Origin of the sequence: Haemophilus haemolyticus (genome assembly GCF_003493605.1) — a bacterium.
Lineage (GTDB): Bacteria > Pseudomonadota > Gammaproteobacteria > Enterobacterales > Pasteurellaceae > Haemophilus > Haemophilus haemolyticus_J.
On sequence record NZ_QQKA01000001.1, the window covers coordinates 161,872 to 182,126 of the forward strand.

Genomic DNA, 20,255 nt, shown 5'->3' on the forward strand with positions numbered 1-20,255 from the left:
CGAATAATCTCACCATGACAACCAATTATTCAGCTCAAGAAATTACCGTTCTTAAAGATCTCGAACCAGTGCAAATTCGCCCGGGAATGTACACTGACACTACTCGCCCTAATCATTTAGCACAAGAAGTTATTGATAACAGCGTAGATGAAGCCCTTGCGGGTTTTGCCACAAAAATTGAAGTAATTTTACACCCTGATCAATCCATTGAAGTAACGGACAATGGTCGCGGTATGCCTGTGGATATTCATCCTACGGAAGGCGTTTCTGGCGTAGAAGTGATCCTGACTAAACTGCATGCTGGTGGTAAATTCTCCAATAAAAATTATGAATTTGCGGGAGGTTTACACGGTGTGGGGATTTCTGTGGTGAATGCGCTTTCTGAACGCGTGGATATTCAAGTTAAACGCAATGGTGAAGTGTATAAAATTGCCTTTGAAGACGGCAATAAAGTAGAAGAATTGGAAGTCATTGGGACTTGTGGCAGACGCACAACGGGAACAACCGTTCACTTCAAACCAAACCCAAAATATTTTGACAGCGCAAAATTTTCCGTTAGCCGCCTACGCCATTTATTAAGAGCGAAAGCAGTCCTCTGTTCAGGGCTTGAAATCAAATTCATTGATAAAGTAAACAATACTCAAGATATTTGGTTATATGAAGATGGTCTTTCCGATTACCTTATCGAAGCAGTTAACGGCTTTGAAACACTTCCGGAAAAACCATTCGTTGGTGAATTTAAAGGAACAAATGAAGCGGTTAGCTGGGCATTACTTTGGTTACCAGAAGGTGGCGAACTGATTGGCGAAAGCTACGTAAACTTAATTCCGACTATTCAAGGCGGAACGCATGTTAATGGCTTACGTCAAGGTTTATTAGATGCCATTCGTGAATTTTGCGAATTTAGAAATCTATTACCACGCGGCGTAAAACTTACCGCTGATGATATTTGGGATCGTTGTTCTTACATTCTTTCCCTTAAAATGCAAGATGCGCAATTCGCGGGGCAAACCAAAGAACGCTTATCATCACGCCAAAGTGCGGTGTTTGTCAGCGGTGTTTTAAAAGATGCGTTCAGCCTATGGCTCAACCAAAACGTACAAGATGCTGAAAAATTAGCAGAAATTGCCATTAGTTCTGCACAACGCCGATTACGCGCAGCAAAAAAGGTCGTACGAAAAAAACTTGTTAGTGGACCTGCATTACCAGGAAAATTAGCTGATTGTGGCTCACAGGATTTAGAAAAAACGGAATTATTTTTAGTAGAGGGCGACTCTGCGGGTGGTTCAGCAAAACAAGCGCGTGATCGCGAATATCAAGCGATTTTGCCGTTACGTGGAAAAATCTTAAATACATGGGAAGTTTCACCGGATCAAGTATTAGGTTCAACTGAAATTCACGATATCGCCGTGGCTCTAGGTATCGATCCTGATAGCAATGATTTATCACAACTTCGCTATGGCAAAGTATGTATTCTCGCGGATGCTGATTCCGATGGTCTTCACATTGCCACCCTACTCTGTGCTCTGTTCTTACGCCATTTTCCGAAATTGGTACAAGACGGTCACGTTTACGTCGCAATGCCACCACTTTATCGGATTGACTTAAATAAAGAAGTCTTCTACGCATTAGATGAAAGTGAAAAAGAGGCAATTTTAGATCGGTTGAAAAATAAAAAAGGCAAACCGAATGTTCAACGTTTTAAAGGTTTAGGTGAAATGAACCCATCACAATTACGTGAAACAACAATGGATCCTAATACGCGTCGCCTTGTTCAATTAACTTATGATTTAGAAGAAGACCAAGGCGCGGATACATTAGAACTCATGGATATGTTGTTAGCGAAAAAACGTTCCGAAGACCGTAAAAATTGGTTACAAGTGAAAGGCGATCAGGTTGATTTATCTGTTTAGACTAAATTAATCTCAACAAATCCGAATTTTAATAAATTAAGAATATATTCAATTAACAGAAACCAAAATGACAAATATCAATTATGAAGGCATTGAGCAAATGCCTCTACGCACCTTCACCGAAAGGGCTTATCTCAACTATTCCATGTATGTCATCATGGATCGTGCGTTGCCTTTTATCGGTGATGGTTTAAAACCCGTTCAACGCCGTATTGTATACGCGATGTCTGAGCTTGGCTTGAATGCCACGGCAAAATACAAAAAATCTGCCCGTACCGTCGGTGATGTACTCGGTAAATTCCATCCACATGGTGATAGCGCTTGTTATGAAGCAATGGTGTTAATGGCACAACCCTTCTCTTATCGTTATCCGCTTGTAGATGGTCAAGGCAACTGGGGGGCACCAGATGATCCAAAATCTTTCGCTGCCATGCGTTATACGGAATCACGCCTCTCTAAAATCTCTGAAATCTTGCTAAGTGAACTCGGACAAGGAACAGTAGATTATCAGCCAAACTTTGATGGAACCTTGGCTGAACCACAATATTTACCTGCTCGTTTACCTCATATTTTATTGAACGGCACAACAGGTATTGCGGTGGGTATGGCGACAGATATTCCACCACATAATATTAACGAAATTGCTGATGCGGCAGTAATGTTGCTAGATAATCCGAAAGCGGGATTAGATGATGTACTTGAAATTGTTCAAGGCCCAGATTTTCCAACAGAAGCGGAAATTATTTCACCAAAATCAGAAATTCGTAAAATTTATGAGCAAGGTCGTGGCTCAATAAAAATGCGTGCGACGTGGAAAAAAGAAGATGGTGAAATTATTATCTCCGCGCTTCCACATCAATCTTCGCCATCTAAAGTTATTGCACAAATAGCCGAACAAATGACGGCAAAAAAACTGCCAATGCTAGAAGATATTCGAGATGAAGCCGATCACGAAAATCCAATTCGCATTGTGCTAGTTCCTCGCTCAAATCGCGTCGATACTGATGCGTTAATGGCACATTTATTTGCTACCACAGATCTTGAAAAAAGCTACCGTGTAAATATGAATATGATCGGGCTTGATCATAAACCTGCGGTAAAAGGCTTATTAGAAATCTTAAATGAATGGCTTACTTTCCGCCGAACAACCGTGACTCGTCGCCTTCAATATCGCCTAGATAAAGTACTCTCTCGCTTGCATATTTTAGAAGGGTTGATGATAGCCTTTTTAAATATTGATGAAGTTATCGAAATTATACGTCACGAAGATGATCCAAAAGCAGAGCTTATGGCACGCTTTAATTTAAGCGATGAACAAGCCGATGCAATTTTAAATTTACGCTTACGTCATTTAGCGAAATTAGAAGAAAACCAACTCAAAGCTGAACAAGATGAACTTGAAAAAGAGCGGTTAAATTTAGAAGCAATTTTAGGATCAGAACGCCGTTTGAATACGCTTATCAAAAAAGAAATTCAAGAAGATGCGAAAAAATATGCCAGTCCACGTATGTCTCAACTGGTCGAACGAGAAGAAGCCAAAATGATCTCTGAAAGTGACATGACGCCAGCAGAGCCTGTCACAGTCATCTTATCAGAAATGGGCTGGGTACGTTGTGCTAAAGGACACGATATTGATCCTAAATCATTAAGCTACAAAGCGGGTGATAATTATCGAGCTCACGCTTGTGGCAAGAGTAATCAAGCCGTTGTATTCATTGATAGTACGGGGCGAAGTTATGCACTCGATCCGCTTTCATTGCCTTCCGCTCGCTCCCAAGGCGAACCACTTACAGGTAAACTAAATTTACCCGCTGGTGCGACCATTGAATATGTCGTAATGACGAGTGAACAGCAAGAATTATTGATGGCTTCTGATGCAGGTTATGGTTTTATTTGTAAATTTGAAGATTTAATTGCACGTAACAAGGCTGGAAAAGCCTTGATTTCTTTACCAGAAAATGCCAAAGTGTTGAAGCCTAAAACATTGATAAATTCTACCGTACTTGTTGTCGCAATCACATCAGCTAGCAGAATGTTGATTTTCCCGGCAAAAGATTTACCGGCATTATCAAAAGGCAAAGGTAATAAAATTGTGACAATTCCTGCCGCAAATGCAAAAGAGCGCAGCGAATTGTTAGTGAAATTATTGCTTATTTCAGATCAAGCAAGTCTTGAATTTCATTCCGGAAAACGAAAAATTGTATTAAAACCGGAAGATCTGCAGAAGTTCCGTGCTGAACGAGGCAGAAAAGGTTCGACATTACCACGCGGATTACATACCAATGTTGAAATAGTAGTAATCGAACCGCAACACAACACATAATTTAAACACAACATAGGGAGATCCAATTTATGAGTCATACATTTAGCACGTATGAAACCCTTGCACTAGCAAGCTTAGTCTTGCTCTTGGGTTATTTTCTCGTTAAACGAATCAGCATCTTAAAAACCTTCAACATTCCTGAGCCAGTTGTTGGTGGTTTTATTGTTGCCATTGGTCTTTTAATTTGGAATAAAGTAGACGGTACATCCTTTAACTTCGATAAGAATTTGCAAACTACCATGATGTTAGTGTTCTTCACTTCTATTGGTTTAAGCGCAAACTTTTCCCGTTTAATTAAAGGCGGAAAACCACTCGTTGTATTTTTATTCATTGCTGCATTATTAATCTTAGGACAAAACGTCATTGGTATTGCAAGTTCAATGGCATTAGGAATCCATCCCGCTTATGGTTTACTTGCAGGTTCAGTAACTTTAACAGGTGGTCACGGCACTGGAGCTGCTTGGGCAGATACATTTGCACATCAATTTAATCTACAAGGTGCAACTGAAATTGCCCTTGCCTGTGCAACTTTCGGTTTAGTCTTTGGTGGTATCATCGGTGGTCCTGTCGCTCGTTTCTTATTAAATCGCCAAAAACAAGGCGAAAATCCTGAAAATGATGAAGTTGATGACATTCAAGAAGCATTTGAACACCCAACTTATAAACGTAAAATTACCGCACGTTCATTAATTGAAACAATTGCAATGATTTCAGTATGTTTATTAATTGGTCAATATTTAGATGTACAAACAAAAGGTACTGCACTCCAATTACCAACTTTCGTATGGTGTTTATTCACTGGTGTTATTGTCCGCAATATTTTAACCAACATTTTCCGTTTCCAAGTAGCAGAATCCGCTATTGACGTATTAGGTAGCGTAGGCTTATCCATCTTTTTAGCAATTGCTTTAATGTCATTAAGACTTTGGGAACTTGCAGGTTTAGCAATTGACGTATTAATTGTTCTGGCTATTCAAGTAGCATTTATGGCTGCCTTTGCAATTTTCATTACTTATCGAGCAATGGGTAAAGATTACGATGCCATCGTATTAAGTGCTGGACACTGTGGTTTTGGTTTAGGCGCAACCCCAACAGCAATCGCAAATATGCAAGCTATTACCAGCCGTTTTGGGCCATCGCACAAAGCATTTTTAATCGTTCCAATGGTCGGTGCATTCTTTATCGACCTAATCAACGCAGCATTATTGAAAATCTCATTTGCAGTTGTAAATATGCTCGCGTAAAGTGCGGTTGAAATTGACAATGTTTTAGAGAAATGCCTTTATCTTGAATTGATAAAGGCATTTATTTTAAGAAAGAAAAACAAAAGGAAAAATTATGCACGAATTATCTCTTTGTCAAAATATGCTAGAAATAGTAGAACAACAATGTAAGAGCCACGATATAAAAAAAGTCACGGATCTTTGGTTGGAAATTGGCGCACTCTCTTGTGTAGAACCTGATGCATTAGAATTTTGTTTTGATATAACTTTTCAAGGTACGGCTGCTGAAGGCTGTAAACTTCATCTCATTCCTATTGCAGCACAAGCCTGGTGTTGGCAATGTCAAAAATTAGTTGAGATACAAGCTCATCATGATTCTTGTCCAAATTGTGGCAGCATACACTTGCAACGACAAAGCGGTGATGAATTACGTATTAAAGAAATTGCCTTTGAATAGACCGCTCTTTTTAACATTTCCAATATTCTTACCCATATCATATTTCATTAAGCATAAAAAAGGACAGGCATAAAGCCTGTCCTAATCATGATAAATATTATATTAAGCCACAAGTGCGGTTTCTTTTAAACGAGATTTGAGCTTAGTATATTCAGTTACAACATAGTGCTCAGCCCAACGTTGATCTTCAATTTTTTCGATACGCACTGCGCTGTATTTATATTCCGGAGTACGAGATCCCGGATTTAAATGTTCAGCGGTGAGTTCGTTACATTTTCCGATCCACCATTGGTAAGTCATATAACACGCACCTTTGTTAGTACGAGAACTTACATCAGCACGAGATATAACTTTACCACGAGATGAAGAAATCCAAACAAGCTCATTATTCTTAATACCTAAAGCTTTCGCATCTTGATCGTTCATTTGAACGAATCCTGGCTCATCAGCCAACGCAGCAAGTGCACGGCAGTTACCCGTCATTGAACGGCAAGAATAGTGACCAACTTCACGCACTGTAGAAAGCACTAACGGATATTCTTCAGAGACTTCTTCCATTGGTGGTTCCCAATCGCAAGCAAAGAACTCTGCTTTACCATTTGGACGGTCGAAGATTTGACCTTCATACAAATATGTCGTGCCTTGATCTTCAGGGCCTTCATCCGTACATGGCCATTGAATATAACCCAAGCCTTCCATTTTCTCGTAAGTTGCACCTTTATAAATTGGGCAAAGCTCACGCAACTCATCCCAAATTTCTTTGGTATTGTTGTAATGCATTGGATAACCCAAAGCTTGTGCCATAAGACTAATGATTTCCCAGTCGTCTTTCACATCACCAACAGGATCCACCGCTTTATAGAAACGTTGGAAACCACGGTCTGCTGCACTATAAACACCTTCGTGTTCTGCACAAGATGTTGCTGGTAAAATCACATCCGCTTCCGCTGCCGTTTGAGTCATAAAGATATCTTGAACAATAATAAACTCAAGATCTTTAAAGGTTTGTTTCATGGCATTCAAATCAGGTTCAGTTTGTAAAGTATCTTCACCCATAATATAGAATGCTTTGAGTTTACCTTCTGCCACAGCATGTGGTACTTCACTCAATGGTACACCTGGTTTGGTTGGAATAGACGGTACGCCCCATGCTTTCGCAAATTTAGCGTTGATTTCTGGATCCGCATAGCTTTGATAACCTGGTAAGGTATTATATAAAGCCCCCATGTCACATGCGCCTTGTACGTTGTTTTGACCACGCACAGGGTTTACACCAACATTTGGTTTACCTAAGTTACCAGTAAGCATTGCCAAGCTTGCCAACGCACGTACAGTTTCCACACCTTGACGGAATTGACACACGCCCATACCCCAAAGAATTGTCGCTGTTTCTGCTTTCGCATAAGTGCGGGCAATTTCTCTCAACATTTCAGGCTCAATGCCAGTGATATGTTGAGTTGATTCAGGTGTATAAGCTTTTACAGTTTCATAGAATGCATCGAAATTTTCGGTATGTTCATCGATGAATTTTTGATCTTGTAATCCTTCTTCAAGAATCACGTTCATCATTGCATTCAAAAATGCGACGTTGCTACCATTGGCAAGAGGCGCATAAATGTCAGCAATACGAGCGGTTTCGATTTTACGAGGGTCACAAACAATAATCTTCGCCCCTTTTGCTTTTGCGTGGTTAATACGACGCGCCACAATAGGGTGAGATGTTGAGGCATTATACCCAAAGATAAATACGCATTTAGTGTCTTCAATCTCAACGATTGAGTTGGACATCGCGCCATTACCCACTGATTTGAGCAGACCTGCTACAGATGGGCCATGTCAGACACGTGCACAACAGTCAATGTTGTTATTGCCTAATACCGCACGAGCAAATTTTTGCATAACGAAATTCACTTCGTTACCTGGTCCACGAGAAGAACCCGTTACCATAATTGACTCGTTGCCATATTTTTCTCTAATTTCTTGTAAACGTTTTGCAGAATAGGAAATAGCCTCTTCCCAGCTCACTGGCGTGAACGGCTCACCACGTTTGTAGCGAATCATCGGTTGAGTTAGGCGAGGAGTGAGGATTTTTGTGTCATGCACGAAATCCCAGCCATAATATCCTTTCAGGCAAAGCTCCCGTTCGTTTGTTTTACCGTTTGCACCTTCAGCACCCACAATTTTGTTGTTCTCAACCAATAGATTGATTTTACAACCTGAAGCGCAATACGGACAGACAGTAATCACTTTTTTAATTGCCATAGTAATGTCCTTATTTTAGATAACCAGAATGAATTACTCATTCCGAGTAATATAATACGCCTAAATAAAGAACATAGGCTTATAAATTCTATGGATTTTTTGATATAAAACAGGTTTTAGATAATTTTTTAATATTCTGAGAAAACTCAAAGAAAAATGACCGCACTTTTGATAGCTAGGTCATTAGAAGAGGTGTATAAAAATTGGTATGAATAATAAGGCTTTACAAATATCAAATTTTATTTATTTTTCTTATTCAAATAAATCTGCTTTTCAACATAATTTATCATCTGTAACGCAATATCAACTCCGCTTGTTTTTTCAATCATTTCTAAGCCAGGACTGGCATTTACCTCTAAAACCAATAATCCATTTTTTGAACAAATTAAATCCACGCCAGCCACATCTAAACCGATAGCTTTTGTTGCTCTAATGGCTATCTGTTTCTCATCATCGCTTAGGGTAATTTTTTCAGTTTTTCCGCCACGATGACAATTCGCTCGAAACTCACCATCTTGTCCAATTCTCTGCATCGTTGCTACAACTTGATCACCAATCACAAAACAACGAATATCCGCATTGCCCGCTTCTTCGATAAAATCTTGCTGCAACATAGATATATTGGTTTGCTTAAAAGCTTCCATAATGCTCACCGCACTTTGTGGTTTTTCAGCCAAAATCACTCCAATTCCTTGTGAACCATTTAGCGTTTTTAAAATTGTCGGCGAACTGATATGAGGTGTCGTCGCCTGAGCTTGTACTTCACCGCCACTTAAAAGTGAATTGGGAATAGGAACACCAGCCTTCAGCAAAAGTTGCAAACTTTTCCACTTATCACGTGCATTTAAAAATGCCTGAGATGAATTTAAACAAAAAGTCCCTTTGCCTTCAAAATGCTGTAAGACTGAACATCCCATTTGTGTACTTGTTGTGCCAAATCGAGGCAAAACAGCATCATAATTAGGCAATAAATAAGGATCCGATTCTGAATTTTCTTGATAAAAAATCTGAAAGTGCGGTGGATTTTGCGAGAGTTTTAATAAGCAACGATTCGGATCTAAAATATCCATCTCATGCCCTTGATGTTCAGCCGCTTCTTTTAAGTGTTGGCAACTATAAAGACGAGGTTCGCGGCAAAGCATTAGTAATTTCATAATATTTCACTCATTGTCTACGATGTTCCGTATATTACACGAATAAAAACACTTTATGTAGACGATAAAAATCGGGTAGAATTGCCTAGAATTTTTAACTCAAAAAAGGAAATCTTATGTTCGTTGTTATTTTTGGTCGTCCTGGCTGCCCTTACTGTGTGCGTGCAAAAAACCTTGCTGAAAAATTAAAAGGCGAAGTTGCTGATTTCGACTATCGTTATGTGGATATTCACGCAGAAGGCATTACTAAAGAAGATTTATCAAAATCTGTCGGCAAACCAGTAGAAACCGTACCACAAATCTTTATTGATGAAAAACCAATCGGTGGTTGCACTGATTTTGAAGCATTAATGAAAGAACAATTTGGTATCGTTGCTTAATTTTTCTTTTTAATTTACAAAAAAGCCACTTTCAATTGAAAGTGGCTTTTTTCATAAAAGAGTCTTAACTGTTATAACGTTTAAAAATTAATGTTGCATTTGTACCACCAAAACCAAAGCTATTTGACATGACAGTTTGTAATCCTGCATTTTCTTTCGTCTCAGTAACGATATTGCAACCTTCAGCGGCTTCATCTAAGGTTTCGATATTAATACTTGGTGCAATAAAGTCATTATCAAGCATTAATAAAGTATAAATTGCTTCGTGTGCACCTGCTGCCCCTAAAGAATGACCAGTCATTGATTTAGTTGAAGAAATAGCTGGGATTTTATCGCCAAATACATTTTTGATTGCACCTAATTCTTTCACGTCACCTACTGGTGTAGATGTACCGTGTACGTTAATGTAATCAATTGGGGTATCTATAGTTGCCATTGCTTGTTTCATACAACGCTCTGCACCTTCACCGCTTGGTGCAACCATATCGTAACCATCAGAGGTTGCGCCATAACCTACAATTTCAGCGTAGATTTTTGCACCACGAGCAAGTGCATGTTCTAATTCTTCCACAACCACAACAGCACCACCACCAGCAATAACGAAACCATCGCGGTTTGCATCATAAGCACGAGATGCTTTTTCTGGCGTGTCATTGTATTTAGTTGAAACTGCCCCCATTGCATCAAACTCAGTAGCACATTCCCAAGATAATTCTTCTGCACCACCAGCAAAAACCACATCTTGTTTGCCTAATTGAATTAACTCAACCGCATGACCAATACAATGTGCAGAGGTTGCACAAGCAGAACTGATTGAATAGTTCACACCACGGATTTTATAAGGGGTGGCTAAACAAGCGGAAACACTTGAAGCCATAGTTTTCGTTACAGCATAAGGGCCAATTGCTTTTACACCGCGAGGGCCACGTACCGCATCACACGCCACTAATTGATTATGTGCAGAACCTGTACCTGCACCAATCACTAAACCAGTACGATCATTAGAAACTTGATCTTCTGTTAAGCCTGCATCCTCAATCGCTTCACGCATAGAAAGATAAGCATAAGCCGCTGCATCACCCATAAAACGGAACACTTTACGATCAATGTGCTCGCTTGGGTTTAATTTGATTGTTCCGGCAACATGGCTACGCATATTCATTTCAACAAACTCAGGCACAACTTCAATACCTGATTTACCTGCTTTTAATGAAGCCAATACTTCTTCTTTGTTGTTACCGATACTTGAAATAATCCCAAAGCCTGTAATTACAGCTCTTCTCATTGCTTCTTCCTTATTGTTTTATATGTAAAAATAACGGCTCAAAATTACTACGAAATAAAAATATTTCAAGCAATAATTCATTTGTTCGACCAGTTTAGAAAATCGCGTTATTATACGCAAATTTCATTAGGCAAGGAAGGAATAAAAAATGACCTTTAGCGTGCAACATGCTGAGATTCACTTCAATCAAAACCATATTCCCGTCTCCGATCAATTCGATGATGTCTATTTTTCTAACAAAAATGGATTAGCAGAAACAGATTATGTTTTTCTACAGGGTAATCAACTTTGGGAACGTTGGATAAGCCACAACGAGGCTAATTTTGTCATCGCCGAAACAGGATTTGGTACAGGATTAAATTTCTTCGCGGTAAGCCAATTATTCCGTGAATTTCGCCAGCAACACAAGAATCATCCTTTAAAACGCCTAAATTTTATTTCCTTTGAAAAATATCCGCTAAAAATCACCGCACTTTCGCAAGCGCATCTTGCCTATCCGCAGTTTGAAGATTTAAGCGCTCATTTGCAACGTTATTGGCCTTCATTGATTCTAGGTTGTCATCGTATCGATTTTGGAGAGACCACGTTAGATTTATGGCTGGGTGATGTATCAGAAAACTTGCCACAACTTGGCGATTATATGAATGAACGTATTGATGCTTGGTTTTTAGATGGTTTTGCTCCGAGCAAAAATCCTGAAATGTGGAATGATGATCTTTATAATCTGATGTTTCGTTTCACAAAACCCAATGGTTCTTTTGCCACCTTCACCGCAGCAAGTGCGGTCAGAAAAGGGCTTGAATCCGCAGGCTTTAATGTGACCAAGCGTAAAGGCTTCGGCAAAAAGCGAGAATGTTTAAGTGGGCTAAAAATACAATCAAACTCTACCGCACTTTCCACACCTTGGTATCTTGCTCAGCCTGCGAAAATGGAAAAACAAGATGTCGCTATTACCGGCGGTGGTATTGCTTCTCTTTGTGCTGCCATTTCCTTAGTAAAACGTGGGGCAAAAGTCACCATTTATTGTGAGGATGACGCGCTTGCACTCAATGCCTCAGGCAATAAACAAGGCGCATTTTATCCGCAACTTAGCGATGATAATGGGCTCACCGTTGATTTTTACCTGCACGCTTTTAGTTACGGTCGCCAATTACTTGATTGGGCGAACACACAAAACATAGCGTTTGAACACGAATTTTGTGGCGTGGCACTATGTGCTTACAACGAAAAAAGTGCGGTTAAATTAACAAAGATTTCTCAGCTTGGTTTGCCGAACGAAATCTTCCAAATACTGAATGCTGAACAACTCAGTGAAAAAGTGGGATTACCGCTTAATTGCGAAGGCGGTTGGATTGAGCAAGGCGCTTGGCTTGCACCAAGACAATTTGTTCAAAATGCCTTTTCATTTCTTGAAAAGCAGGGGGTCGTCATTAAAACCTCACAAAAAATTACCGCACTTTCTCAACAAGAAAAAGGTTGGGAACTAGAAAATACGCAAGGTCAAACATACTGCCATGAAGTCGTCATTCTTGCGAACGGATATAAAATTACTGATTTTGTTCAAACAGAAAAGCTACCGCTCTACCCTATCCGCGGGCAAGTTAGTCAAATTCCAACATCAGAAAACTTACTCAAACTGAAATCTGTGCTTTGTTATGATGGCTATCTCACCCCAGCCGATCAATTAAAAACCTCACATTGCATCGGCGCAAGCCATATCCGTGATAATGTTGATCGCCATTTTAGCGAACAAGAACAACAAGAAAATCAACAAAAACTCCAACAAAATATCGTCCAACCTTGGACGCAAGATGTGGATACATCAGGTAATCTCGCTCGTGTAGGCATCCGCTGCTCCGTAAGAGATCTTGCCCCAATGGTTGGAAACGTACCTAATTTTGAACAGCAACAAGTGGATTATTACAATCTATTTAACCTCCGTCGTCGTAAACAACCTATTCAAAGTGCAGCCAATTTTCAGAATCTTTTCTTAATCGCAGCCTTAGGTTCTCGAGGTCTCACCTCCGCTCCACTATTAGGCGAGACCTTAGCCTCAATCATTTATGGAGAGCCATTACCAATAAGCGAAGCTATATTACATAACCTTTCAGCTAACCGAGCTTGGGTGAGAAAGTGGTTGAAAGGAAGCATCGTGGAATAATTTTACTGCAAAAAAATAACAGCACAGGTATTAAACTTGTGCTGTTCACATAATAAACGTAAATTTTACTTCACTCTTCCACAATTCAAACAATACAAATATTGACCTTTAGGATCATTAAATTTGGTTAATACATTCAATTCTTTTTGTAATTTTTGAATTGGAGCTGGCAGACCAAGCCATTTAACTAACTGCTCTTGCGTACCTTTTTTAGTATCACGTAATAAGGTGCTAATTAAACTAACATTATCATCAGTGAACCATTCCACGCTAAAATCTTGTACTGCAGTATCTTGACGTTGATTCACTAATTGCTCTGCTTTATTGACCGCTTCATTAAAAGAACCAATCTCATCCACCAAGCCATTTTGGAATGCATCACTGCCTAACCAAACCTGACCTTGAGCAAGTTTATCTACTTGTGTTTTAGAAAGCTGGCGACCTTTGCTAACAATTTCTAAAAATCTATCATAACCATGCTCAATTTCTGTTTGATAAATATCTTGCACTGGTTTTGCTAACGGAGAAAACGCGGATGTATTAGCTAATTCAGTGGTTGAAACACCATCTGCACTCACCCCGATTTTCTTAATGCTATTTTCAAAAGTCGGGAACATCGCGAAAATACCGATAGAGCCCGTAATGGTGTTTGCATCGGCAATAATATAATCCGCAGTGGATGAGATCCAATAACCGCCAGATGCGGCCATTGCTCCCATAGATACGATGACAGGCTTATCGATTTTCTGTAAGTTTTCTGTTTCTTGACGAATAATTTCAGAAGCAAAAGCACTACCGCCTGGTGAGTTGACGCGTAAAACAACGGCTTTTACGGAGTTGTCATCATGAGCTTTTCGAAGAATTCGTGCAATGGTGTCGCCACCTGCATTTTCATCATCACTTTCACCATCGATAATCGTTCCCTCAACATTCACAACTGCAATTTTATTTGGTACATTGTAATGTTCTAAACGATCGGGTAGTTGACTCAAATAATCATCAAGTTCAATGAGATTCGCTTTCCCGTCACTCCCTTTACCAAAAAGTGCGGTGAGTTTTTTATCTAAATCCAAACGAGTTACAACATCGGTTACTAATCCACGTTGTTGTGCGTATGCCGTACTATTGCCTTTTAATGCTTTAAGATCCGATAAATATTGTTTCGCATTCGGCAAAACATTATCTTTCTTAATCTTACGATTTTCGCTGACGGATAAAACATAATTGTTCCACATTTCACCTAACCAACGCTGCATATTTGCTTTTGCCTCAGCCGACATATCGTTGCGTAAAAATGGTTCAACTGCTGATTTATACGTTCCCACGCGGAAAATATGAGGTGTAACGGCTAATTTGTCGAGCATTTCTTTGAAATACAAATTCTCTTGTGATAAACCGTGAATATCCACACTCCCAATTGAATTTAGATAAATTTCATCTGCAAAGCTTGCTAAATAATATTGTCCTTGGGAATAATTATCCGCATAAGCAATCACCGGTTTTCCTGCATTTTTAAACTGGCTGATAGCGCCACCAATAAAATCTAATGCGGGTAAATCTGCCCCTTCAAAATAATTGAGATCGAGCACTAATCCTTTAATTTTAGGATCATCTTCCGCTTGTTGAATGGCAAATACCACATCAAACGTCGAAATTTTTCGAGGGACGTGCTCGCCATTCAATTCGCTTAACGCATCTTGCCAACGAAGTGTTTCATCTCGGTTGTCCGCTAGATAGCCATCTAAATTCAGTAATAACGCGCCTTCCCCTGTTAATGTTGTAGATTTTTTTCCACCGCTTGAAAAGCTAATAATCGCCACTAGCAATAGTACAAAGCCTAAAAACACAACATTCATCACAAGATCACGAATAAAACATAGCGCTTTCCAACATAATTTTAATACTCGAAACATACAAATTACCTTTAAAAAATTTGCGCTAGAGTATCACAAAGCCTTGTCAAAAACTATGCTATAATCCACCGCACTTTTATTCATCGGGAATAATAAAATGGACGCGTTAACTCTTTTAACAACAAGAAAATCAAACAAAAAATTGACCGCACCTGCGCCTAATACAGAACAATTTAAACTTATTCTCCAAGCAGCAATGCACGCACCAGATCATGGAAAATTACATCCTTATCATTTTGTTGTAATGGAAAATGATGGATTAAATAAATTGGAAACGCTACTTAAAGCAGCCGTTGTGGAATTTGATTTGGGTGAAGAAAAATTAAAGAAAGCTGAAAATTTAGCACATCGAGCACCTATGGTCATTGCTGTCGTAGCAAAGATCGACCCAACTATCGCTAAAGTACCTGGATGGGAACAAATGTTGAGTGCAGGCTGTGCAACTTATGGATTACAACTGGCTGCACAAGCGCAAGGATTTGATAATGTTTGGATTTCAGGGAAATGGGTTAATGGCACTGCATTACGAGAAGCTTTCGGATGCTGTGAACAAGATCGTGTGATTGCGTTAGTCATGATTGGCACAGGCATGGAAAAAGCCGAACGTGAATGCCGTGTTATCGATACAAAAGATTTTGTAACCTATCTATAAAATATTTCTTGCTTTCCTCAAGACTTAGAGGAAAGCAAAATATTGCACTACTCTTCTTCCAATTCATCCGCCATCGCCGCCAATATTTCTCGTGTAAGAAGGGCTAATACACGATAAAAAGGCAAAGTTGCTTGAGTTTCTACTTGAGTTAAAAACTTCGCTGCACAAGGCAATAAAAAGGTTTCAAAGAATTCTTGTTGAGCCACTAAAGAATCCGAATTATCTTCAAGCCAAGAGGCTGTGAGCAATAATAAAGCAAAATGATCCGCACTTTCCACCTCTGGCATATTGCGTACAAGGCGAAAATTCATAAATTCTTCAACATCAATGTCATAAGCTGAAATAGCAGTCATAACTTTACCATTGGTACCAAATAATTTTTGATACTCTTGGTTCAATAAATCGAGATCAATTTTAACTTGTAAGCTATTCAGCGCTAATTCACTTTCTTTATCAGTATCTAACGCCCAAACTTGACTCAAACCTTTTTGCTGTAACCAAACAAACGCGCCTGCAAGTACTTCATCAATAGGAGAACGATAAAAAAGATTACCGAATAATCGACTAATTAATGAAAAATTATTAATTTGTTTTTCAGACATTACGCTTTTTCCTTTAAAAGTGCGGTCAATTTTTCTTTTGTTTTTTGAGCGGCAAGTTCAATCATTGCTTTGCGCGCCTCATCATCAATTAAATGAATATCACCGAATAATTCAAACTCAACATTTTCAATGCCACAGTAATTAAACAATCCATTAATTAAACAATGATTGAGGGACTTATCCACACCAAATTCTTTATATTTATCAACATTACTGCCAATCGTAATAAATTGCTGCATTTGCTTATTTTTGAGCAATCCCACTGATTCGCCGTTTTCCGTTTTATAGGCAAAGCCATGGCTTAATACGCGATCTAAATAGCCTTTCAAAATTGCTGGAAATCCCATCCACCAAAGAGGATAAACCAACGTAATAAAATCCGCTTGAAGAATAAAATCATGCTCTTGCTGAATATCTGCTGGAATAATACCTTTGTTAGCATTCTGCAATTCTTCATGAGATAAAATTGGATTGAAATTCATTTCATAAAGATCACGAAAAAATACATTTACACCATTTTCTTGACTAACTTGCTCAATGCGATTGGCAATCGCTCGCCCAAAACTACGCACAGAATTAGGGTGAGCAAAAATAATTAAGTGGTTCATTTTTCTTACCTATTTGTAGGGAAATAAAACGTGGCAGAAGTCTATCAAAATAGACCGCACTTTGCATATAAAATCACATAAAAAAAGCGGGCATAGCCCGCTCTCTTATTTGCATCATAATTATGCTGCGTTTTTACGTTCTTCTTCCATACATACTGCCGCAGTAAATAATACGTCAGTTGATGAGTTTAATGCCGTTTCAGTTGAGTCTTGTAAAATACCGATTATGAAACCAACACCGATCATTTGTGCTGCTACATCATCTGAAATACCAAATAAGCTACATGCTAATGGGATTAATAATAATGAACCACCTGCCACACCAGATGCACCGCAAGCACAAAGAGAAGCCACGATACTTAATAAAATCGCACTAACAAAAGAGACTTCCACACCTAATGTATGTACTGCCGCTAACGTTAAAATTGTGATCGTGATTGCAGCACCCGCCATATTGATGTTAGCGCCCAATGGAATAGAAACAGAATAAGTTTCTTCATCAAGGTTTAAGCGTTTTGCTAATTCAATATTCACAGGAATATTTGCCGCAGAACTACGTGTAAAGAATGCGGTTACACCACTTTCGCGTACACAAGTCCATACTAATGGGTACGGATTACGACGAATTTTCCAATAAACTAATGCTGGGTTAATAACAAAAGCAGTAAATAACATTGTACCGATTAATACTGTAAGTAATTGCACATACCCCCCTAATGCGACTAATCCTTTATCAGATAAGGTTTCAGCCACTAAACCGAATACACCAAATGGCGCAAAAGAAATAATGACGTGAACAATTTTTGATACGCCTTCAGCGAAATCAGATAATACGTTCTTAGTTGCATCAGATGCATGACGTAACGCCAAACCTAAACCGATAGACCATGCTAATACACCAATAAAGTTTGCTTTGAAAATCGCATTTAATGGATTGTCTACCACATTTAAAATAAGGGTAAATAAAACTTGCCCAACAGCTTGCGGCGCTGAACTTGCATCTTCTTTGGTTGCAAGAACCACTTCCGTTGGGAATACGAAACCAGCAATAACAGCAACAAATGCAGCTAGGAATGTGCCTAAAAGGTAAAGCACAATGATTTCTTTCATATTGCTTTTCGTACCAATCTTACGGTTTGCAAGCGCAGCCATAACAAGGAAGAAAATCAAAATTGGCGCAACAGCACGCAATGCTTTAACAAAGATGGTACCTAAAACGCCTACTTTTTCCGCAATATTAAAACCCAAAGCACCTTCAAGTGCAGGTCCAACAAGTGCAATAATGATCCCTAGAACTAAACCAGTTGCAATTCTTTTTACTAAATTGCCCTGGAATAACAGACGAAATAAACGAGATGTGTTCATACTTTTATCTTTCTTTTTAATAAATTTAACTTCAGATTGTTACCAATCCACCTACAAGGGAATTAAAGATAGCGTAAATTCTTATCGAAAGAAAATATTTTTTGTTATTTTTTATCCAATAAGTGAACTTTTTTCTAAATTTGTTAGATATTTTCTAAAAACATACTTATAAAAAAATTTTTTATTTAACCTATTGACACCCTGTATGAAACACCAGTAGAATTTAACTGTACAAAAAAACAAGGTAAAAGGTTATTTATCCATATTATTTAACAGGAGATAAGAGAATGAACAACCAAACTTTGACTGCGCAATATGAAATGGATTTTTCTTATAATCCACTCCCTTTTTTCAGTGATATGGATGACAGCCTTAAATTCAATAAAAAACTAGACTTAAATCTTTATTGCATTAAACGTCCAAAGCAAACCTGTTTTATTCATGTAACCAATCCAAATATGTTAGCTTGGGGAATTGAAACTGGAGATATGCTAGTCGTTGAAAAAAATGACGAGCTTTATTCAGGTGATCTTGTTGTGCTAGAAGAAAATAATGAATTTCATGTCTATGAATTTATGGCGCATAGCGGCAATTACCTTTTCATGGCATTGGATTCCACTACACCAAATATAAATACCAAAGATTGGTCAAATTTACCTATTGTCGGCACCGTAACCAATACGATTCATCAAATGAAACGTCGCGATAAAATGAAATGGGCAGCGTAGTTAGAGGCAAATAAAAAAGTGCGGTGAAAATCAACCGCACTTGTATCTAGATTATATTTCAATTAATTACTCGTCACTTTACGTCTAGCAATCACTGCATCAGAAAGTTGTTGCAATAATCTTTCAGAATCTTCCCATCCAATGCACGCATCCGTGATACTTTGTCCATAAGTCTGTGCTTTGCCATCAACTAAATCTTGACGGCCTTCCACCAAATGACTTTCTACCATTACACCAAAGATTTGTTTAGAACCAGATGCGATTTGATGACACACATCTTGGCAAACATCCATTTGTTTCTTATATTGTTTACAGCTATTTGCATGGCTAAAATCAATCATGACATGAGGGATTCGGCCAGATTTCTCAATATCTGCACACACTTTTGCCACATCTTCAGCATTGAAGTTTGGTCCTTTATCTCCGCCACGTAGAATAATATGACAATCTTCATTTCCCTTAGTTGAAACAATCGCTGAATGACCAAATTTGGTTACAGATAAGAAATAATGAGGGGATTCTGCAGCGCCAATTGCATCTAAAGCAACTTTCACACCACCATTAGTGGCATTTTTAAATCCAACAGCACAAGATAAACCAGAAGCTAACTCACGGTGAACTTGTGATTCAGTCGTACGTGCACCAATTGCGCCCCAGCTCATAAAATCTGCCACATACTGTGGCGTGATCATATCTAAAAATTCACCGGCAGATGGCACACCTAAATCATTAATATCAGAAAGTAATTTCCGTGCAATGCGTAAACCATCATTTAAACGATAAGTATCATTTAAATACGGATCGTTAATTAAACCTTTCCAGCCCACAGTTGTACGTGGTTTCTCAAAATACACACGCATAATAATTTCAAGGCTATCTTTATATTTTTCACGTAATGGTTTTAAACGGTTTGCATACTCAATTGCCGCTTTCGGATCATGAATAGAGCAAGGACCGATAATCACTAATAAACGATCATCTTTACCATGAATAATATTATGTGCCTCATGACGAGTTTGCTTCACTAATGCCGCAGCATGTTCACTAGCAGGGTATTTTTCTAATAAGGCAATGGGTGGTAACACCTGATCGACTTTTTCAATTCGCGTATCGTCGTTTGCCACGACAATTTCAATTTTCTCTTTAGCCATATATCACTCTCAAACTTTCAAATGTTGTGTTTTAATTATGTAGGTAATCTACACTTATTTTTTGTACTAGTAAACTAG

The 20,255-nt window shown here is 38.7% G+C and carries 16 protein-coding genes; 8 read left to right on the forward strand and 8 right to left on the reverse strand.

Translation table 11 applies throughout. The features are described from left to right. Positions 1-14 precede the first annotated feature (14 nt). The 4 genes from parE (at position 15) to hypA (ending at position 5,916) form a co-directional block, all read left to right on the forward strand. Entirely contained in the window at positions 15-1,913 is a 1,899-nt protein-coding gene (gene parE, locus DV424_RS00780) for a DNA topoisomerase IV subunit B (RefSeq protein ID WP_118858736.1), read from the forward strand. Positions 1,914-1,980: 67 nt separating this feature from the next. Continuing rightward, positions 1,981-4,236 (forward strand): DNA topoisomerase IV subunit A, encoded by a 2,256-nt coding sequence (gene parC / locus DV424_RS00785; protein ID WP_118858737.1) that lies wholly within the window; start codon positions 1,981-1,983, stop codon positions 4,234-4,236. A gap of 29 nt (positions 4,237-4,265) precedes the next feature. Then, the gene (gltS, locus tag DV424_RS00790) at positions 4,266-5,480 is read left to right on the forward strand and encodes a sodium/glutamate symporter (RefSeq protein WP_118858738.1); all 1,215 of its coding nucleotides are present in this window, start codon (positions 4,266-4,268) and stop codon (positions 5,478-5,480) included. A gap of 94 nt (positions 5,481-5,574) precedes the next feature. Continuing rightward, complete coding sequence (hypA, locus tag DV424_RS00795) at positions 5,575-5,916, forward strand: hydrogenase maturation nickel metallochaperone HypA (RefSeq protein ID WP_005633520.1); 342 nt, start codon at positions 5,575-5,577, stop codon at positions 5,914-5,916. Between the two features lie 102 nt (positions 5,917-6,018). On the opposite strand, the gene fdhF is transcribed toward hypA, so the two are convergent. Then, on the reverse strand, positions 6,019-8,178 hold the full coding sequence (gene fdhF, locus DV424_RS00800) for a formate dehydrogenase subunit alpha (protein ID WP_239993563.1): 2,160 nt from the start codon (positions 8,176-8,178) through the stop codon (positions 6,019-6,021). 239 nt (positions 8,179-8,417) lie between these two features. After that, positions 8,418-9,332 carry a RimK family alpha-L-glutamate ligase gene (locus DV424_RS00805; protein ID WP_118858739.1) on the reverse strand — a complete coding sequence of 305 codons (915 nt, stop codon included), beginning with the start codon at positions 9,330-9,332 and terminating at the stop codon, positions 8,418-8,420. 116 nt (positions 9,333-9,448) lie between these two features. On the opposite strand from DV424_RS00805, the gene DV424_RS00810 reads away from it, so the two are divergent. After that, on the forward strand, positions 9,449-9,712 hold the full coding sequence (locus DV424_RS00810) for a GrxA family glutaredoxin (RefSeq protein ID WP_005628952.1): 264 nt from the start codon (positions 9,449-9,451) through the stop codon (positions 9,710-9,712). A 64-nt stretch (positions 9,713-9,776) separates the two neighbouring features. Here DV424_RS00810 and fabB read toward each other — a convergent pair whose 3' ends face one another. Then, a complete protein-coding gene (fabB, locus tag DV424_RS00815) occupies positions 9,777-10,997 on the reverse strand; it encodes a beta-ketoacyl-ACP synthase I (RefSeq protein WP_118858740.1) in 1,221 nt (406 codons plus the stop codon). 148 nt (positions 10,998-11,145) lie between these two features. Between fabB and mnmC the strand changes: the two genes are divergently transcribed. After that, positions 11,146-13,158, forward strand: coding sequence for a bifunctional tRNA (5-methylaminomethyl-2-thiouridine)(34)-methyltransferase MnmC2/FAD-dependent 5-carboxymethylaminomethyl-2-thiouridine(34) oxidoreductase MnmC1 (gene mnmC, locus DV424_RS00820; RefSeq protein WP_118858741.1), 2,013 nt, complete (start codon positions 11,146-11,148; stop codon positions 13,156-13,158). A gap of 65 nt (positions 13,159-13,223) precedes the next feature. Here the strand turns inward: mnmC and sppA are convergent, their stop codons facing one another. Beyond that, positions 13,224-15,071 carry a signal peptide peptidase SppA gene (gene sppA, locus DV424_RS00825; RefSeq protein WP_118858742.1) on the reverse strand — a complete coding sequence of 616 codons (1,848 nt, stop codon included), beginning with the start codon at positions 15,069-15,071 and terminating at the stop codon, positions 13,224-13,226. A 97-nt stretch (positions 15,072-15,168) separates the two neighbouring features. Here sppA and DV424_RS00830 point away from each other — a divergent pair, with 97 nt between their 5' ends. Then, positions 15,169-15,723 carry an NAD(P)H nitroreductase gene (locus tag DV424_RS00830; protein ID WP_005632356.1) on the forward strand — a complete coding sequence of 185 codons (555 nt, stop codon included), beginning with the start codon at positions 15,169-15,171 and terminating at the stop codon, positions 15,721-15,723. A 47-nt stretch (positions 15,724-15,770) separates the two neighbouring features. Here the strand turns inward: DV424_RS00830 and DV424_RS00835 are convergent, their stop codons facing one another. The 3 genes from DV424_RS00835 to sstT form a co-directional block, all read right to left on the reverse strand. After that, positions 15,771-16,325 carry a TorD/DmsD family molecular chaperone gene (locus DV424_RS00835; RefSeq protein WP_005632359.1) on the reverse strand — a complete coding sequence of 185 codons (555 nt, stop codon included), beginning with the start codon at positions 16,323-16,325 and terminating at the stop codon, positions 15,771-15,773. Next, on the reverse strand, positions 16,325-16,933 hold the full coding sequence (locus DV424_RS00840; protein ID WP_005632361.1) for an NAD(P)H-dependent oxidoreductase: 609 nt from the start codon (positions 16,931-16,933) through the stop codon (positions 16,325-16,327). The genes DV424_RS00835 and DV424_RS00840 overlap by 1 nt, the downstream gene beginning before the upstream one ends. Before the next feature lie 120 nt (positions 16,934-17,053). Continuing rightward, positions 17,054-18,298 carry a serine/threonine transporter SstT gene (sstT, locus tag DV424_RS00845; protein WP_005632363.1) on the reverse strand — a complete coding sequence of 415 codons (1,245 nt, stop codon included), beginning with the start codon at positions 18,296-18,298 and terminating at the stop codon, positions 17,054-17,056. A 287-nt stretch (positions 18,299-18,585) separates the two neighbouring features. On the opposite strand from sstT, the gene DV424_RS00850 reads away from it, so the two are divergent. Then, positions 18,586-19,026, forward strand: a complete 441-nt coding sequence (locus DV424_RS00850) for a LexA family protein (RefSeq protein WP_005632365.1) — start codon at positions 18,586-18,588, stop codon at positions 19,024-19,026. A gap of 62 nt (positions 19,027-19,088) precedes the next feature. Here the strand turns inward: DV424_RS00850 and aroG are convergent, their stop codons facing one another. Further along, positions 19,089-20,177 (reverse strand): 3-deoxy-7-phosphoheptulonate synthase AroG, encoded by a 1,089-nt coding sequence (gene aroG / locus DV424_RS00855; RefSeq protein WP_005632367.1) that lies wholly within the window; start codon positions 20,175-20,177, stop codon positions 19,089-19,091. Between the last annotated feature and the right edge of the window lie 78 nt (positions 20,178-20,255).

Bases quoted from the DNA above. Each gene is read 5' to 3' on its own strand.
- hypA (WP_005633520.1), top strand. From the start codon at position 5,575: ATGCACGAATTATCTCTTTGTCAAAATATGCTAGAAATAGTAGAACAA.
- sppA (WP_118858742.1), bottom strand. From the start codon at position 15,071: ATGTTTCGAGTATTAAAATTATGTTGGAAAGCGCTATGTTTTATTCGT.
- aroG (WP_005632367.1), bottom strand. From the start codon at position 20,177: ATGGCTAAAGAGAAAATTGAAATTGTCGTGGCAAACGACGATACGCGA.
- gltS (WP_118858738.1), top strand. From the start codon at position 4,266: ATGAGTCATACATTTAGCACGTATGAAACCCTTGCACTAGCAAGCTTA.
- parE (WP_118858736.1), top strand. From the start codon at position 15: ATGACAACCAATTATTCAGCTCAAGAAATTACCGTTCTTAAAGATCTC.
- mnmC (WP_118858741.1), top strand. From the start codon at position 11,146: ATGACCTTTAGCGTGCAACATGCTGAGATTCACTTCAATCAAAACCAT.
- DV424_RS00850 (WP_005632365.1), top strand. From the start codon at position 18,586: ATGAACAACCAAACTTTGACTGCGCAATATGAAATGGATTTTTCTTAT.
- DV424_RS00830 (WP_005632356.1), top strand. From the start codon at position 15,169: ATGGACGCGTTAACTCTTTTAACAACAAGAAAATCAAACAAAAAATTG.
- DV424_RS00840 (WP_005632361.1), bottom strand. From the start codon at position 16,933: ATGAACCACTTAATTATTTTTGCTCACCCTAATTCTGTGCGTAGTTTT.
- DV424_RS00810 (WP_005628952.1), top strand. From the start codon at position 9,449: ATGTTCGTTGTTATTTTTGGTCGTCCTGGCTGCCCTTACTGTGTGCGT.
- sstT (WP_005632363.1), bottom strand. From the start codon at position 18,298: ATGAACACATCTCGTTTATTTCGTCTGTTATTCCAGGGCAATTTAGTA.
- DV424_RS00835 (WP_005632359.1), bottom strand. From the start codon at position 16,325: ATGTCTGAAAAACAAATTAATAATTTTTCATTAATTAGTCGATTATTC.
- DV424_RS00805 (WP_118858739.1), bottom strand. From the start codon at position 9,332: ATGAAATTACTAATGCTTTGCCGCGAACCTCGTCTTTATAGTTGCCAA.
- fabB (WP_118858740.1), bottom strand. From the start codon at position 10,997: ATGAGAAGAGCTGTAATTACAGGCTTTGGGATTATTTCAAGTATCGGT.
- parC (WP_118858737.1), top strand. From the start codon at position 1,981: ATGACAAATATCAATTATGAAGGCATTGAGCAAATGCCTCTACGCACC.